The sequence below is a fragment of the Wolbachia endosymbiont of Dipetalonema caudispina genome, from assembly GCF_013365495.1.
GTDB lineage: Bacteria > Pseudomonadota > Alphaproteobacteria > Rickettsiales > Anaplasmataceae > Wolbachia.
The window spans coordinates 129,065-147,462 of the sequence record NZ_CP046580.1 but is presented as its reverse complement, the minus strand read 5'-3'; the positions used below and the strand labels follow the sequence as shown (position 1 = coordinate 147,462).

Below are 18,398 nucleotides of genomic sequence, written 5' to 3'. Positions count from 1 at the left end.
TTACCTGTGATAAAATAACGTGAATATATAACAAGTTTTATTTATTAATATTTCTATTTTAAATTACACTGTCATTAACAAGACTTTACATTAAATTAACTTTTAGTATCTTACAAAAAGTATATAATATCTAATAAATAAATGTAAAAAGATCTTTACATCCTAAAAATACACCAACAGATTATTAATTCTTAATAAAAATCTTCTGTTATAAACCTACGAAACTATAAGAATTTATATTTCTAAACTACACAACATCTTAACTACAAAAATCTTCCATTGAAAATACATATAGACGTATAAACTTAACCAAGTATATGAGCTTATACAAAAATTTAACTTATTAATAAATGCACATACCAGACTTATTACAAATAGAGAGCCTTAACTTCACCTAATTTTTGTTTATTTTTTAGCTTATAATAAGTCAATAACCCTGCATGACTAGCATTTAATTCAGGTAAATTATTACAATCCATATACGTAGCAGCGTAGTTATTGCTCATTACCTCAGTATCTAAGTACTGAAATTCAGCAATGTTACATACTACAGTTGGATACGATAGTGGCAATAAATCAAAACTAAATAATTGCGTATAAAACCCTCGAGCATTTTTAATTATAGCCCTAATATTTTTTTTACTATTTACATGAAGAGATGATATCATATATGCTTGCATTTCTAGTACACTAACTCCATACAATGGTTTACCTATAGCAAGATTTATTCCTTTTGCAGCTGATATACCAACTCTAATCCCAGTAAAACTTCCAGGCCCAACTACTACTACCAAGTGGTCTATCTTATCATAGCTATAGTTATGCTTACTAAACAAAGTATCTAAATTTTGAAAAAATGATTCGATATAATTATTGTGAGTGGAATTATGTTCTACTAAACACTTACCAGCATGATCTATTATTGCTACTGAACTACCTAACCCCACAGTATCAATTGCCAAAATAGACATCATATTATAATTAACCATAAAACTTCATAACAGTAAAATTTCTCGATACTTAAATTTAATTGATATATAAAGACCTTCATATTTACTAACACAAACAATCAAAAAACACAATTAAAGTAATAATTTAAAGATAATAATATTTTTTTGATATAGTAACTTGCCAAGAATATACTTAAATTATCTTCAGACTTAATACATTAAACATAATAAAACTAAACCGTATTTTCTCTTCTCCAACTTTAATGATATATATCCCCTCAGAATTACTTTAGCACGGCACTTTTTAGTAAATAAATATAGCCAAGAATAATCAATTACACAAATAAATTCAAAACCTCAAAAAATTAAATTGAAACTTAAATTTAGACAAAAATAACCTTCCAATAAACCCTACTATTAACTAAATATCAGATTTACTATCAATTTCATATACAAAACAAAATCTAATATAAATATATAATCTCAAACACAGAAACCTATATCTACTACATCAAATAAATCATTAACTTTTCATTCATGTTAAAGACATTTATCTTTAAATTCAATATTTTAATCTACAAATTAAGCTGATATCACTTACCAATAGTATAATCAACCTTGTTGTAAACTAAGTTTTACAAAAATTATCATTTTAATTATTATATTAATAAATTTTATTTACTTTGATTAAATAACTCAAATAACCATCATATCAACCACTTTATATATCTAAAACACGACCAGTAAATTTCAAAAAAAGAGAGTCTGAATCTTACTTACATATTTTAGCAAATTACTTACAGCTTGATTAAAACGAAAATTGACAAAACCTTTTCTCATCATTTTAATAAATTAGATATTACAGCATCATCATTTTCATTTCTCAGTTATGAAAATCCTTAAATATAAGAAACATGAACTATAAACTTTTTCCCCATTACATCCTTACTATATATTTTATAGAAGCTTTCAAAGCTTCCATCTTACTTGATTACTTTATAACACTTCAAGAACCAAAGTAATTAACATAATACTTTAAAATAAAATAGTATAAACATAACATTCTTTAAAATAAATCTAACCTACTTTACAGCCATAGTCCTATCCTCTCTTTAACTCCAGAAGCACACTTTCAAGTAAATAATCAATAAATTTAAAAATAACGCTCAATATATGTTATGTATAACCTTCACTAATTACCTTATACCACTTTAAATATAATAAACATCTAGTATTAAAGATTATAAACTATAAGCTAATGTACCGCTAGCTCATTTTTAAAATAGATACATAATATGCTTATGCTATCCATGATCTTAAATAAAAGATAAAAACTAGAAAATAAATTCTTACAGCCTACAATACTGTCAAGATAGTGATAAATTTAGTAAGAAATATCTTCATAGAACATTGCATCATTAACTTTCCTAACAGTACCTAACAGTAAAATATTCTCTATTGTTTTAAGATAGGGTCAAAATTCTAATAGATCTTTAACTCTTTATTTCAAAACATAATTATTATTGCATAAAATTATATATTAGAATACTATTATGATAAATTAGAAACTTAAGAGGTTACAACATGAGCTTTACTTTACCTGAGCTGCCATATGATAAAACAGCTCTAGAGCCTTATATATCTGCAAAGACTTTAGATTTTCATTATAATAAGCATCATAGGGGATATTTAAACAAGCTCAACGAGCTAGTTGAAAATACAGACATAAAGATTGAGGAATTAATAATAAAAGTTCATGGTAACAATAACAAAATTTCTATATTTAACAACGCAGCACAAGTTTGGAATCACACTTTCTATTGGAACTCAATGAAAAAAAATGGTGGCAATAAACCTAAAAAGGATAGTCTTCTCTCAAAAAAAATTCAAGAGGACATTGGGAGCTTTGATAAATTTTATGAAAAATTTTCAAACTATGGAGTGAGCCAATTTGGTAGTGGATGGGTATGGTTAGTACTTGAAAAAGGAAAGCTAAAAATAACTAAAACTTCGAATTCTGATTTGCCATTAATTTATGGTCAAGTACCCCTACTCACTATGGACGTTTGGGAACATGCATACTATTTAGATCATCAAAATCGTAGAATTGACTACATAAAAGTTTTCCTTGACCATTTAGTTAATTGGGACTTTGCAGAAGATAATTTAAATAAAGAATATATATAAATGACAAATACACCCCAAATAACAGAACTAAATAATGGGTTACGCATAATCACTAAACAAGTACATGACACTGATATCATAGCTCTAAATATACATATTGGTGTAGGTAGTAGGGCTGAAAGTGCAAACCAAAATGGTATATCCCACTTTCTAGAACACATGGCTTTTAAAGGAACAAAAAGTAGGACTGCATTTGAGATTGCAAAAGCTTTTGATGACATAGGTGGTTTTTTTAACGCTAGTACTGGTAGAGAAAGCACTAACTACTATGCAAAAATTCTTAAGAAAGATATAAAAATTGGTATCAACATATTAATAGATATATTAATAAATTCTACATTCCCAGAAGATGAACTGGAGAGAGAAAAAGGTGTTGTAATACAAGAAATCTTTCAGATCAATGATTCACCAAGTGACATTATTTTTGATAAGTACTTTGAAACAGCTTATAAAAATCAATCATTCGGTAGATCAATCCTAGGTACACAACACACTGTAAAGTCTTTTAGTCGAGAAGATCTTAATAACTATATAAATGAGCATTACTTCGGCAAAAACATATTATTTACTGTTGCAGGAGATATAAAACATGAAGAAATTACTCAATCAACAAAAGACTTTCTCTCAAAAATTCACCTAAAGGAACTTCAAAAAACACAAAATGCAAGTTATACTGGTGGTGAGTATTTAGAATATCGCAAATTAGATCAGACATACTTATTACTAGGTTTCCCTAGCGTTTCCCATCATGATGATAAACATCACATATTTCAAGTACTTGATTCTATACTGGGAAGCGGAATGTCATCACGCTTATTTCAAGAAATAAGAGAAAAACAGGGATTAGCTTATTCAGTCTATTCCTTTAATTCTAGCTATACTGATACAGGAATGTTTTCCATTTTTGCTAGCACAGATAGTAGTAACTTAAATAAACTTTTAAAATCTATAACAACAGAACTAAAAAAGTTACCTACAAATGATCTGAAAGAAGAAGAAGTAAATAGAGCAAAGGAACGAGTAAAATCACAAATTTTAATGTCACGTGAATGTGTCAATTCTCGTGCCAAAGCATTAGGATACTACTACAGCAACTATAATAGATATATCAGTAAAAATGAACTAATTAAAAAAATCAGCACAGTTACTATCACTGACATAAAAAAAACAGTAAAAAAGTTATTATTTCATCGTGAAAAAACTACTTTAGCAGCAACTGGAGAAATTAAGTCACTACCAAACTATGATAAAATAATTTCTATGCTTCAAGTTTAGTCCTTAATATATAAGTTACAATTCTATATAAAAAACTTTTAATTCATAATATATATAGCCCTACTTTCTACTTAATTTAAAATTGAATATGTTTAATTTTAATTGAAATATCAAGTGAATATTTTGATTGAAAAATAGTTTTTTTACTATATAAATGCTACTTTGAGGTAATCAAGTTGAGAGTGAAAGGAAGGAATAGTAAATACAGTTTAAGCTTAAGAGTGATCCATTGGTTAATGGCTACTTTTATTACTAGCATGCTTTGCTTTGGTTTTTACATGAAAAGCCTACCGGCTAACAATAAAACAAAATCTAATATGTATACTGTTCACAAAACTTGCGGAATTACTGTTTTCGTGTTAGCTATAACACGAATATTTTTTCGTATATTTACTCATATTCCACCATTCCCAGAAAATTTTTCTAGGTTAGAAATCAATGTAAGTAAAGTAATACACTTTTTTTTATATTTTTTAATGGTGCTCATGCCACTATCAGGTTATATCATGTCTTCTGCTTCTGGTATAAAGATAAAATACCTTTTTCATATTCCTTTACTAATCGACAAAAATAAAGAGCTAAGCAATATAGCCAACAAGCTACATTCAATATTCGCATACTTCATGATATTCTCTATAACATTACATATACTTGGTACTTTAAAGCATACATTTATAAACAAACAAAATATTTTAAAACGTATAATATAGATTATATGTTAAATAATCTCTGGAAAAAGGGGGCAAATTTCCTTGGCAGCGATCTTGCAATCATGGGCGGTGCTATGAGCTGGGTTTCAGAAAGAAGCTTAGTTTCAGCAATCTCGAATGCTGGTGGTTTTGGTATAATTGCATGCGGTACAATGTCTCCTGATTTACTGAAAAAAGAAATTATAGAAACACAAAAACTAACTAACAAACCATTTGGTGTAAACCTCATTACCATGCATCCAAGTTTAAATGAATTAATAGATATATGTATCGAAACAAAAGTAACTCATATAGTTCTTGCTGGTGGACTGCCAATGAAAGCTAGCATAGAAAAAATTAAGAACATTGGCATAAAAGTAATATGCTTTGCCTCATCACTAAACTTAGCAAAAAGATTAGTCAAAATGGGGGTAGATGCATTAATAATAGAAGGGATGGAAGCAGGTGGACATATAGGTCCTGTTAGTACTTCCGTTCTTGCACAGGAAATATTACCTTATTTTAAAAATAAGCAAACACCAGTATTTGTTGCAGGTGGAATAGGAAGAGGTGAAATGATAGTAAATTACTTAAAAGTAGGAGCAAGTGGCTGCCAAATAGGTACATTATTTGTTTGTACAAATGAATCAATTGCTCACAAAAATTTTAAGGAAGTATTTATAAAATCAGCTGCACGTAATGCAGTATCTTCTGTACAAATAAGCTCTGATTTTCCTGTAATTCCAGTAAGAGCTATAGCTAACAAAGCAAGCGATGATTTTATACAACACCAAAAAGAGATTATTGATAAATACCAAAGAGGACAAATTTCAAAAGAAGATGGACAGCTTGAAATAGAAAAGTTCTGGGCTGGAGCCCTAAGAAGAGCAGTAATTGAAGGAGATGTTGAAACAGGATCTCTAATGGCTGGTCAAAGTGTTGGCATGGTCAATAAAGAAAAGCCTGTAAAAGAAGTAATGAACATGTTAATCCAACAAGCAGAGTTATATTAAAAAAATCTACAAAAACAGAAAAATAATAATCAAAATAAATAATTAATAAATCAAGATTTGAATTTTAAAAATAAAATTATCATATAACTAATATTTTATACTTAATTCTCTATAATATAACCTTAACACTACAAAATCTCTAATTTTTACCTAATACAAGTCAAAACACATCTATTTTAAAATTTAAAACAGCATAAAACACTATTTGCAAGATTTATTAAGAATAAACAAACAATTATACACAAAATCCCCTGTCTTCTTATTTAAAAACTTCTTAAAACATTAAAACAATTAATATATGGATATTGGCTTCTATAATAAATAATGTTATTTAAATATATAAAAAATCTCTATATTTTTTCCAAATTCACTACTAGATAATAATATTATAACACTAAGCCAAATATAATCCAAAAATAATTCCACTAAAATACTATATATTATCTCTTGTTCAGATCCATTTTATTGGACTTCAGTATCACTATCCAGATAGCATAAGTTTTACTATAATATATAGTACACAGAAACCTTATATAGTTATAAAAAATCACTATTCATAATTAATGGCTCATTTCAACGCATACAATTCACACTAAAAAGATTAATTTATATACTCATAATATAGAGAAATCACATTTTTTTTCAGAACTAAAAAAAAGAAAGAAGTTTACAAACAAAAAATGAAGATTTCAATATTAACACGAAATAATGTAGACCATGTAGTAAACCACTAATCAAAAAAAGTTCACTCCACTATGTGGAATCCCAATAAAAAAACAATAAGAATTTACTAAAAAAAACTAAATAATAAAAATCTTTGATATTAGACCTAATAATAGATTGTACTCTTTCAACAAAAAACACTCTGTTACTAAAAGCAGCAAATACCCAATTGAAAAAGCATCACTATAATATAGCTGCAATATTTACTAAGCAAAGTTGAATTACATTCAGATTTCCACAAGAAAATTAACATAATTAATACAAACATATAAAATCAGTAAGGCAAAATTAAATATATATTACTACAATAAACAGGTAAATACAGTTCTTGCTTGTTGGTGTGGAAGTTATTACAATCAAAAACTATTAGAGGTATTTAGTTAATGTATATTCAATTGAATAGGGTTTTTGTTTTCATAGCTTTACTAAGTTTTAACTTCGTACCATACTCTAGCAAAGCTAATTTAATGGATAACGAATTAAAAAATATACAAAAAATAGTGAAAAATTTTGCCTCATCATTTTTAGCTAAAGATACTATAAAAAACATGAGTCCTTCAACAATTATAGGATTATGTATAACTGTAGTGATCTTTGCAATAATGTTTAGAGGATTAATCTTTCTCATGATAATATTATTTGGTGTATTAATTATGCTGCTTGGCAGCACAGAAAAAGCAACGAGTTATTTGAAAGAAAAGTTTTATTCCTCAAAAAGCATAAACTTACAATCTGATAGTAAAAAAAAAAGATAAAGACTAAATCTATGTATTTCAATTACCTGATTTTAAAAGCACAATACTTACATGCAACTGAAAACACTAACAATTAATTCCAAAGTTGAGAAAAAAAACAAGTTAAATCTAGCATTACTGAAAAGTATTGATTTAGATTTCATTCCTTACTCCTGTCATTATGATGAAGAAACCATACTAACAAAACAAGGAGAACTATTAAAAATTATCAAATTAGAAGATTACTTCTCTGCTGACAACTATAGTGATCTTAGAACTGAAATTAGAAAAAGTATATCAAAAAATATTAAGAGCTTACATTTTACTATTTGGATTCATACTGTTAGAAAACGTAATAAATTCCACTTAAAATGGAACAATACTAGAGACTTTTCTGATAAGTTACATTCTATTTGGTTTAACAAACTCACCAATAGTAAATTACAATATATAAATGAGCTATACATTGTATTAATTTTTAATCATTCTAATAAGTTTATTAAAAGTTCATTTTCCCTCAGTAAAATAAAGAATGAGTGTAAATCATCCTTAAGAGAAAATCACTATGAGTTAAAAAAAGTAACCAATCTCATTCAAAATGATTTAGAGCCTTTTGGAGCTAAGAAACTTGGTCTTAGATTTAATAAAGGAGAAGTATATTCTGAAATGGCAAAATTTCTCCATTATATCATTACACTAACACACAAAGATTACCCAATACGTGAGATAGATTTATCACAACGCATTAAAGATTTGAAAATAGCCTTTGGTTTTAATACATATCAAATAATATTTGAAAACCAACAAAAATTTGGCTCTATTTTTTGTATAAAGGAATATCGAGAAATCCCATTAGAAAATATAAATAAATGTTTACAACTTGACTCTGAATTTATTATCACAGAAATAATAACATTCACTAGCAACAATAAAGCAGTCAAAGAATTTAAAAACCAAATTAACATGCTGCAAATCAGCAAAGATAATACTCTACTTCAAAATTCAGGAATAAAAGAAATAATAGAACTTAAACAAACTTCTGCCATTGACTTTTGTCAACAAAAAATCATTTTTACAATCTTTGCAGACAATAGAAATAAATTAGCTAAAAACATCAATAATTTATCTTTCATAATGTCATCAATTGGCTTAATGATGTTCAGAACTGACTTACATATGGAAAATCATTTTTGGGCACAACTACCTGGTAATTTTACTTTTATTACACAACCAAAAAATATATTAATAAAATACGCTTGCAGCTTTGCTATGCTACATGATTTTACATCAGGTACATTAAAAGGAGGAAGATGGAAAGAAGCAATAACAATCTTTCTTTCAAAAAAAGGAAGCCCTTATTTTTTTAACTTTCATGGAAAAAAAAATAGTGGCCATACTACAATACTTGGAGCCCCAAATTCGGGTAGGACCTCACTAATTAATTTCTTGTTATCAGAATCAAGAAAATTTAATCCAAGAATTATTATATTAGATAACACTGGAAAATCAATAATCTTTACCAAAGCAATAAATGGTAAATACTACATTATTGATCCAAAACATAAAGATAAAAGTTTAAAATTCAACCCATTAAATATCGAAGATAACACTTCAAATCGAAATATGCTAATTGAGTTAATTAAAAGAATGGTAAATGATGCAACCCTAATAAATATAGAAAAAAAAATAAAAAAAATTATAGATTTTATATTTACTATGCCAAAAGAATCACGCTCTATTTCACAAATCTCCGAAATGCTTCTACTTCTTGGAGGCAAAATAAATAAATGGTGTGGTGATGGTGAATTTGCTTACTTGCTGCAAAATAGTGATGAATCTTCCATTGATTGGAAAATAAAAACTATATCTCTTAACACCACAAACCTCACAAAACAAAAAGAATGCATGTCCGTAATACTTTACTATTTTTTATATTCTTTTGAAACACAATGTAATGGCTCACCTGTAATACTTGTTTTAGATGAAGCATGGGAAATAAGCAATATTTTCTCTACAGAGGAAGAATTTGACAACTGGATGCAAAGAATGACAAAACTAAATGTTGTAATAATTCTAAGTACTGAAAATCTAAATTTAGCATTCACTAGTAAATTCACTCAATACTTGAATAAACACGTAGATACAAGAATTTTGATGCCAAACATTAATGCAAATAGATTATACATGAAAGCATTTTCTCTATCAAAAGAGGAACTGAATACAATTCTACAAACCCCCACACAAGAAGGCTTATTCTTAATAAAACAACATAAAGGGCTAATAACCTTAAATTTAGATTTGAAGAACATGCAAGAAATGCATGTACTCTCGGCTAATAAAAAGACTATAAAATATATGTACGAAGCAATAAAAGAAAAAGGAGACGAAATTAATAAGTGGTTACCAGCATTTTATGAAAAATGTAAAATTTAAATTTTATTATTTTTTTATTAATACTTAGTTTATCACATCAAGGATATGCTGATTGCCCACCCTTTATAAAAAGCAACACTTAAGTTTGAAGCAATGCTTGCTGGCAAATGAGTGAAAAAAATTAAGGTAATGGTAATAAAAAATCAAGGAGTGAACGACTATTTCAATCCTAAAATTAGAGTATGTGCTTATGGAAAAAGTTACTGTTACGCTTTACAAAGCGAGAATCTTACCATCAAATATATGGAACACAAAGCACAGGGCTAGAATATCAGCAGCAGCCTTTATCGATTGGGAAGGAGATAAAACATTTATTGGAGCAGAAATAGGGGAAGGTCTTGAATGGGAATGGCAGGAAGGTGTAATTGACAATAATATATCTGCAAAGAAAAAGAAAAACTTGCTAAACTTCCTAAAATATATGCTTGCAGTCAAAAAGGTGCTTGTAGATCTGGATTTATAAAATTTTGGGACTTTAGTATTAAGGATTATAGCAATTTTTGAACACTTATTATCAAACAAAAATAAAATGTGCTCCTGTTCCAAGCACCTAATCCTTCTCCATTTTGTGAACAACTCACAATATCACTCCAAAAGTTAAAATTGTTCCTATAACAATGAAGATAATGATTACTCGACCCTCAAGTTAAAGTAATCATTAGTAATTTAATAAAAAAAAATGAAAAAATCAAAAAAAGTTAGATTTTCCCAAAAAGCATAAAGAAGATAAGGATGAAGAATTTTCTACTATAGATGTAATTAAAAAGCACTCTATTTTAGCAAAAGATGGTACCACATACTACTTTATAACATATAGAAAAAAAAGGCCAACTCTGCACTGAATACTATGGAACTCAAAATATAAATGAAAAAAATTTACAATTTATTCGTTGTTTTCCAACACCACCAGCATAGAATTTGAAGTAGTAAAAATAATACAAAATAACATACCAGAAAAACAAAATAACACATTAAAAATAAGAATGAAGATGAGCAAAAAAAATTGTATGGAGTAAGCAAATAAAAAGTATAAAGATGACTTTTGTACTTTTAATATTAGTACTAATTCTACTACAAATATTGGTCCTCTATCTTTAACAGTAGTAAAGCCAGCAATAGTAACAAAAACAATTAATAGCAATAACAGTCAAAACAATATCTATAATATTAGAAAAAATATATTAGCAAGTAACCAAAACAATTCAAAATTTTGAAAAAATATGGCTATATTCCTAACACTAAAGAAAAATGTGAAAAGTATAATGCAGAAGGTAAATGTACATTAGATAATTTAGGATATCCTAAAATAAAAGTAGAGTATGAAAAAAATACAAAAAGCAAAATGCTCTATCTTTCTGGCTGAAAGCCAAAACCAAAAGAGTATATAATTCAAAGTGAAAATGAGATAATACCACTAAAGCTAATAAAGATAAAATACATTAAGTACGATGCTGTATATTCAAAAGAATCAAACCAGTTCCATTATCTTCCAAGCAATAAAAATGAAGCAGTTAATCTCCTACAAAAACCTCAAGAAAAATTAGATAAGATGATATTTAATAAGCAAGGGTATGTCTTCTTTTCTGATGAAAATGAGCAAAAGAAAAGGATCATAAGCTAAATTTTTACTATTGTATCATAACAACTAAAACTTAGGCTTTTTTTTTTCTTATTTTTAAAATTTATTAAATAAATTATATTTACTTATAATTTAAGTTCGACTGTTATTTCTATAAATATTATCCATACAAATAAAATTATTTTATCACTAAAAAAATAAAAACCTAAATTAATAAAGCACATGGCTTAATATTAATATGGCTCTCTACATAAATATATTCTGAAGTTAAAATCTAATATTAAACATATAAATTTATTTAACATAAAAAAAAGAGATCAATTAAGATAATATTATTACAAGTATAAAAAAAAATCTCTAAATCTTAAGAAATCTAATACTCTTACTACACCTACTCAAAAAAAACTTGTGATAACTATCAAACTTAAATCACTCACAATCTTAAATCCAATTAAGTGGTTCTTTATACCTGTGCCTTTATTTTTATACCTATAAGTATTTTAATCATTAACACTATAACTAAATCACTTTTTTTCTATTACATTCGGACTGTTGTCAATTTTAAACTCCTTCAACTTTAAAGACAAATTTTAGGTATAAAAAATCTATCTACAAAACAATAAAATTTAAGTATAGTTTCAATATTGATTCCATTTTAGTAAAATAATAGTAAAATAAAGTTATCATAAACAAATCTAAAATCTAACAATAAGATATGAGTAGGTTTATTTATAAACAAGATTCTTAGTATTATATATTAAAATGATTTAAATATACAATAGACTTATTATAAATAGGTTACGATTAGATTGACATAAAATAAAGAGTAAATAAAAATTAAACAGATTTTAAAATATAAAGCAATGCCTATAGAAGTATTAATGCCTGTTCTCTCGCCAACAATGAACAAAAGTGGAGGAAAAATTGTAAAATGGCATAAAAAAGAACAAGACAAAGTTGAAGTAGGTGAAGTAATTGCTGAAATAGAAACTGATAAAGCTATAATGGAGCTTGAATCTATAAACAAAGGAATCTTAGCAAAAATTTTAATACCAGAAGGAGCAAGTAACATACCTATAAACCAACCAATAGCTATAATTTTGGAAGAAGGAGAAGATTGGAAAATACTCAATAACTATGTTTCAACTTCTACTAACAATATTAAAGATAGAAAAGAAATTAAAATCAGTCTTCCAATATCACCATCACCACAAAATTTTACACCAAAATCTCAAAAAGAAGAAGATACCGATGTAATAGTAGAAGGTAAAATAAAAATAAGTCCACTAGCTAAAAAAATAGCTCAAAGTAAAGGTGTTGATATAACCCACCTAAAAGGTACAGGTCCATATGGCCGAATTATTAAAGATGATATATTAAAATATTTAAATAGCAGTACACAAACTGAAACATCTAAGGGGTTAAATAAAGACATTATAATTGAAGTAAGTAATATGCGTAAAGTAATAGCACAACGCCTGATTGAGGCTAAACAGAATATTCCACATTTTTATTTAACTATAGATTGCCAAGTTGATAATCTCATATCATTAAAAAATGAAATTAACTTAGCAAATGAAAACAATAAGGTGACAATCAATGACTTAATCATTAAAGCTGTAGCTCTTAGCATAAAAAAATTTCCCTATATAAATTCCTCATGGATAAATAATAAAATAATAAAATACCTAAATATAGATATCTCAATCGCTGTAGCACTTGAAGATGGACTTATTACCCCTATAGTAAAAAATGCCGATAAAAAAAGTATTCTCTCTATATCAAAAGAAGTAAAAAATTTAATAAATAGAGCAAAATCTAGGGAATTAAGGCTTGAAGAATTTCAAGGAAAAGGATTCACTATTTCTAATCTAGGAATGTTTGGTATAAAAACCTTTAGTGCTATTATTAATCCACCACAGTCTTGCATTATGGCTGTTGGTACAGCTAAAAAGCAACCAGTCATTATAAATGAAAAAGTAGAAATTGCAGAAATAATGACAGTAACACTATCAGCTGATCATAGAACAGTTGATGGAGCAACGGGAGCAAAATTCTTAAATGCCTTCAAGTATTATATAGAAAATCCTTTAGCAATGCTCATTGAAGCTACATAATATTTTTTTCTAACATATCTCACTTATAAAATGATTACCAACTCACATCATACCAATTAATAGCTTAAGATAAAAAATGACTGGTACAAAAAAATGCAACAATACATAATATTATATGTTTTACCTTCTCTGAAAAGAGACGACAACAAAAAAAATAAAAAACAAAAAATAAATTTAATAATATTAGTGTGCAAGCAACTAATATATCTCACAATACATTTAACAAGATAATAATATTAAAAAAAAGTTTTAATTGTATCTAGTGTAAATGATTGCCTACTATATATTTCTTAAAAACTTACCAATCCCTAAAACTACAAAAAAGTGAAGTATTAGTAAAAAGATGAATTAAGACTATAAAATTCTTAAAATACAACCCCACCCTCTTACCATATAAAAAAAATCTAAACTCCTTCCTCTTGTAGCAGACAAATGATCAATAATTAGCAATATTTATCTAAATCTAATTTATCAAAGTAAAAAGAAAGCTTTATATCCAAACTAACTAAAGTCTAACTATTTCCTATCTATATAACGATTATAGATATACTTTAATAAAGATACTTCCAGACCAAAAATATGTCATATTAATGATGATAAAGAAAAATAGCTTTTTTCCTCCCCCCTTTCTAGAAAGAAAAAATAATAACCTTTACTACAATTAGGTATAAGTCTAAGTACATCAAAGCTAATGCCTATTTATTAGTAAAATAATAAAAAAATTTTTCAACTGACATTCAACATGATAAAACCCTATCAAAAATTTTTAAGTAAAAATAAATATGCTAATCAATCAATTTAATAAGTAACTATATCACTAAATATTTTTCCTACTTCATAGATATATAAAAAAATAACACATCTTTAAACTTAAAATAGTATGTTTTTTATCTGTTTTACAGCCTGATTTTCATTGATTCATTCTCTGTAAAAGCAGCCTTGAGAGAAACTTTAGTCTTACCAATTCTTCTTGCCCATTTATACGACTCAAAACTACAGGTTTATATTCATTCTTAATTTTTTCCAATGCTTTCTGATATGAATAACCTAATTCTTCAAGGCACTAATATCACCGATTGTAATATCATCAAAAATGAAAACAAATTTGGTGCAAGTAATTCCTCCTTTGTATAGTTAAAAAGACATAGTTCTATACGCAGTACTCTATCATTTCTAATGATAACTTTTTGCATAAAATATAAAGCTGTTCATGATCAGCTCTTTTAATTTTGCAAATAATTTTATATTTTTAAATAGTTCTTGTATAAATTCTTTTATCGATTGTTTTGATAAATGCAAAGAAAGATTAGCAAAATACCTAAAATCAAAATTTTGGCCAAGTATTGTGCTAATAGCCTTATATACATTACTTATCTCTACTAACAGAAATAATAAAAACAATCCCCCTATATCAAGCATATATTTTATAGACTTTTAAAAATTAACGATAAACTTAGGACGACATATCAAGATCATCCACCATTATATAAATGCTTTTACCTTTTCTAATCCTATTCACTACCTTCATTAATTGTGTTTTAAAACCTTTAGTATCTTCCTTACTTTTTTGTAAAATATTCAATTCCCTAATACAGCCCAATATCATTTTTATCAGCCTCCTTTGTCACATCAAGTAATACAGAAAAAATAGCAAGTGGAGATTTCTTAATTAACTTTTCCAGTGTATTCAAAGAAAATAACTCATAATTTATATTCTTTAACTGTTATATAACACTCCTTTTAACTTTAAAAGATGCAAATAAATCCTTAAATAAAAAATTTAAAAAAGAAGGCAATAGCCGATCTAATGCATTAACATCCATGCACTATAATAAGGTGCTATTTCATTTTGATGCTTAACTCCTTTACCACTCTTTCAAAAAAAATGTCTTACTCCATCCATTATATCCTTCTAAAGATATTATTGTAAAAGACTGATTCATTGTCTTAATCACAGTATTAAACCTACTTGAAACTGCTTCTAATTTAAAAGATTACTTTCCAAGCCATCATCTCTCTCAAGTGATGGTATTATTTTTCCTTTTTAAAAGTTAATCAAGTAATATAAGTTTTTTAATACATATCTAATCTTAGTTAAACTCATATTTTTTATCTTAGATAAGCTTATTTTAAGATAACATCATTTAGTAATCAATTTCTCTAGCTATTAATAATAGTAGTAAGATACTATACTCTCAATCTAAATTTTTTAACAAGATAACCATATATCTAAAACTATTAATCTTACCACTCAACAGAAGATCACATATTACTTCTTTATCCCAACGTTAGCAACTCCCTAAAAAAAGTATTATAAGCTATTTTTTTAACCTACACTTTACTACAAACAATCTTATTACTCACAAACTAATGCATATTATACACTTTACTTCCTATTAAATCTCAACTTCCTACTATACATAATATCAATACCACATTCTAGACGACTAAAAATAGACAAATAATTTACTTATTCCTAGATTTTGCCGCAGATTTCATACTTTATTATAAAACTCGCTAGAAATTCTTTAATCAAAACATAAATAATAAATAACCCCTTCTATATAAATAATAACTGACCTACATCACAACAACAGCATAAACTCAGCTCAGTAACTAGAAAAAACATAAACTAAACTTTTTATACACTATTTACCCTCAAACTTTAAATAGACCATAAAATAGTAATGAAAAACACACCCTTAATAAAAGCATAGTAGTTTAGCTGAACCAACCCTTATTTTAATAAACTAAACAAATATTTACTCTACAAAAAATCACTCTTTTGCACACTGAAATCTTATTATAGTAAAAATGAATGAACTGAGAAAATTTAAAATTTATTCTGTTATAAGCTTATCATAAAAAAGAACTAAACCTAATAAAATATAACTATTTTCCTTAACATACTAGATATTATCTCTGTTAAGAGATGCATTTTTAAAATCTTCACTTATTAAAAGTAATCAATATATCAACTCAAACTTTATTCATAATCAGCTTAGCTCTAGATAAAATTAAATACCATACATAAAAAAACAACAAAAATACTTATTTTTTTCTGCATTTAACCGCTAATACTAGCCTATTGAAAAAATCCCAATAATATTTTCAATCTCTTTCATACTATGATTTGCAATCTCTGTTGCTTTTTCTGCACCCTTTTTTAATACTTCATATAAATAGAACTTATCTTTTAGGAGATCATTAATTCTCTTACGTATAGGCGATATAACACTAATAATCAAATCAGCCAATTCTTTCTTAAAGAACTTCATATCATGTTTGTTCATTTCCTCACATACCTCACTTATATTAAAAGTGCCAAGTGCTGAATAAATATTTAACAAATTATTTACCTCTGGACGATATCTCAAGGTAGTAAAATCGAATCCTAGTATTGAATCTGTTTTCGCTTTTTTTATTTTTTTTATAATTAAACCATCTGTGTCATCAAGATTAATACATGAATATTTTGAAGGGTCAGATTTACTCATCTTACTTATACCATCTCTTAAACTCATTATCCTTGATACATGATCCAAAACTAAGATCTCAGGTAAGATAAAATAATCGCATTTATAATAATTATTAAAAGCTAATGCAATATCACGCGCAAGCTCTAAATGCTGCTTTTGATCATCACCAACAGGAACGTATTTAGTCCTATACAACAATATATCTGCAGCCATAAGCACTGGATAACCATATAATCCCAAAGAAGACCTCTGTTTATCACCACCAGTTTTCTTTTTAAATTGAGTCATACGATTAAGCCAATTAATTGGTGTATAACACCCAAGTAGCCAACCTAATTTAGCATGAGCACTAACTGCAGACTGACTAAAAATAACGGATCTTTCTGGATTTATTCCGCACGCAATATAAACTGCTACCGTTTTTAAAATATTACTTCTTAATTCATCTGCAGAAAACTTATTAGCTGTTATTGCATGCAGATCAACAATACAAAAAAGAGACTTATATTTATCCTGTAAATCTATCCACTGTTTAATTACACCAAGATAGTTACCTAAGTGCAGAACTCCACTAGGTTGAATTCCTGAAAAAACAATACACATTATCTCATTAACTATCTTCACAATCAATAGACCTCTTAGAAATAACAACCATTGCAGGACGAAGCAACCTACTTTTAATAGTATAACCACTTTGCAAAACTTCCACGATAGTACCAATCTCTTTTTCATTATCTTCTCTTTCTATAACAGCTTGATGCAAATTACTATCGAAAAGTTCTCCAATAGGATTCATCTCTTTTATTCCATATTTTTTAAGATCACTCACAAGCTTTTGATGAGCTACCTTAATTCCTTCATGAACAGGATCACCATCTTCCAAATTTTCCATTACCCTTTTAAAATTGTCACATGAATCTATTACATCACGTGCAAATTCTGTAACTGCATAATCACTCGCATCACTAATTTGCTTTTGCATTATACGTTTAACATTCTCATTATCTGCAACAGCACGGCGTAAATGATCTTCAAGTTGAGCTGCACGTTCTTTCAATATACTAAGATTTTCATTTAAATCATCAGTTTGGATGCTAGCATCTTGCTGCCCTTCACCTTTTTGCTCATTCACCATATTAATAAACTTCTTTCTTTTTTCCTTACTACTACTTGACATACCATTACCCTTAAGAACCTAATAAATATATAGCAATTAATC

At 27.2% G+C, this 18,398-nt stretch carries 15 protein-coding genes; 9 read left to right on the top strand and 6 right to left on the bottom strand.

Translation table 11 applies throughout. The features are described 5' to 3' along the window. Positions 1–368 precede the first annotated feature (368 nt). Positions 369–971 carry a tRNA (adenosine(37)-N6)-threonylcarbamoyltransferase complex dimerization subunit type 1 TsaB gene (tsaB, locus tag GOY14_RS00550; protein ID WP_175809847.1) on the bottom strand — a complete coding sequence of 201 codons (603 nt, stop codon included), beginning with the start codon at positions 969–971 and terminating at the stop codon, positions 369–371. 1,563 nt (positions 972–2,534) lie between these two features. Here tsaB and GOY14_RS00545 point away from each other — a divergent pair. The 7 genes from GOY14_RS00545 to GOY14_RS00515 all read left to right on the top strand — a co-directional run bounded on the left by GOY14_RS00545 (position 2,535) and on the right by GOY14_RS00515 (position 10,467). Continuing rightward, the gene (locus GOY14_RS00545; protein ID WP_175809300.1) at positions 2,535–3,137 is read left to right on the top strand and encodes a superoxide dismutase; all 603 of its coding nucleotides are present in this window, start codon (positions 2,535–2,537) and stop codon (positions 3,135–3,137) included. Next, a complete protein-coding gene (locus GOY14_RS00540) occupies positions 3,138–4,412 on the top strand; it encodes a M16 family metallopeptidase (protein ID WP_175809298.1) in 1,275 nt (424 codons plus the stop codon). Between the two features lie 236 nt (positions 4,413–4,648). Next, positions 4,649–5,122, top strand: coding sequence for a cytochrome b (locus GOY14_RS00535; protein ID WP_175809296.1), 474 nt, complete (start codon positions 4,649–4,651; stop codon positions 5,120–5,122). 5 nt (positions 5,123–5,127) lie between these two features. Continuing rightward, positions 5,128–6,114, top strand: coding sequence for an NAD(P)H-dependent flavin oxidoreductase (locus GOY14_RS00530; RefSeq protein WP_175809294.1), 987 nt, complete (start codon positions 5,128–5,130; stop codon positions 6,112–6,114). Positions 6,115–7,220: 1,106 nt separating this feature from the next. Further along, positions 7,221–7,592 carry a hypothetical protein gene (locus GOY14_RS00525; protein WP_175809292.1) on the top strand — a complete coding sequence of 124 codons (372 nt, stop codon included), beginning with the start codon at positions 7,221–7,223 and terminating at the stop codon, positions 7,590–7,592. Positions 7,593–7,643: 51 nt separating this feature from the next. Further along, positions 7,644–10,004: a VirB4 family type IV secretion/conjugal transfer ATPase gene (locus GOY14_RS00520; protein ID WP_175809290.1), complete on the top strand. Its 2,361-nt coding sequence runs from the start codon at positions 7,644–7,646 to the stop codon at positions 10,002–10,004. 190 nt (positions 10,005–10,194) lie between these two features. Further along, entirely contained in the window at positions 10,195–10,467 is a 273-nt protein-coding gene (locus GOY14_RS00515) for a hypothetical protein (protein WP_175809289.1), read from the top strand. Between the two features lie 420 nt (positions 10,468–10,887). On the opposite strand, the gene GOY14_RS00510 is transcribed toward GOY14_RS00515, so the two are convergent. Beyond that, positions 10,888–11,145 (bottom strand): hypothetical protein, encoded by a 258-nt coding sequence (locus GOY14_RS00510; protein WP_175809287.1) that lies wholly within the window; start codon positions 11,143–11,145, stop codon positions 10,888–10,890. A 69-nt stretch (positions 11,146–11,214) separates the two neighbouring features. Here GOY14_RS00510 and GOY14_RS00505 point away from each other — a divergent pair, with 69 nt between their 5' ends. Next, positions 11,215–11,367, top strand: a complete 153-nt coding sequence (locus GOY14_RS00505) for a hypothetical protein (protein WP_175809285.1) — start codon at positions 11,215–11,217, stop codon at positions 11,365–11,367. 1,079 nt (positions 11,368–12,446) lie between these two features. Then, on the top strand, positions 12,447–13,700 hold the full coding sequence (locus tag GOY14_RS00500; protein ID WP_175809283.1) for a pyruvate dehydrogenase complex dihydrolipoamide acetyltransferase: 1,254 nt from the start codon (positions 12,447–12,449) through the stop codon (positions 13,698–13,700). A 1,173-nt stretch (positions 13,701–14,873) separates the two neighbouring features. On the opposite strand, the gene GOY14_RS03310 is transcribed toward GOY14_RS00500, so the two are convergent. The 4 genes from GOY14_RS03310 to GOY14_RS00485 form a co-directional block, all read right to left on the bottom strand. Next, a complete protein-coding gene (locus GOY14_RS03310) occupies positions 14,874–15,119 on the bottom strand; it encodes a hypothetical protein (RefSeq protein ID WP_255419693.1) in 246 nt (81 codons plus the stop codon). 34 nt (positions 15,120–15,153) lie between these two features. After that, the gene (locus tag GOY14_RS03305; RefSeq protein WP_255419692.1) at positions 15,154–15,306 is read right to left on the bottom strand and encodes a hypothetical protein; all 153 of its coding nucleotides are present in this window, start codon (positions 15,304–15,306) and stop codon (positions 15,154–15,156) included. A 1,474-nt stretch (positions 15,307–16,780) separates the two neighbouring features. Continuing rightward, the gene (trpS, locus tag GOY14_RS00490) at positions 16,781–17,782 is read right to left on the bottom strand and encodes a tryptophan--tRNA ligase (protein ID WP_410543576.1); all 1,002 of its coding nucleotides are present in this window, start codon (positions 17,780–17,782) and stop codon (positions 16,781–16,783) included. Between the two features lie 7 nt (positions 17,783–17,789). Next, a complete protein-coding gene (locus tag GOY14_RS00485) occupies positions 17,790–18,356 on the bottom strand; it encodes a nucleotide exchange factor GrpE (protein ID WP_175809281.1) in 567 nt (188 codons plus the stop codon). Positions 18,357–18,398 lie beyond the last annotated feature (42 nt).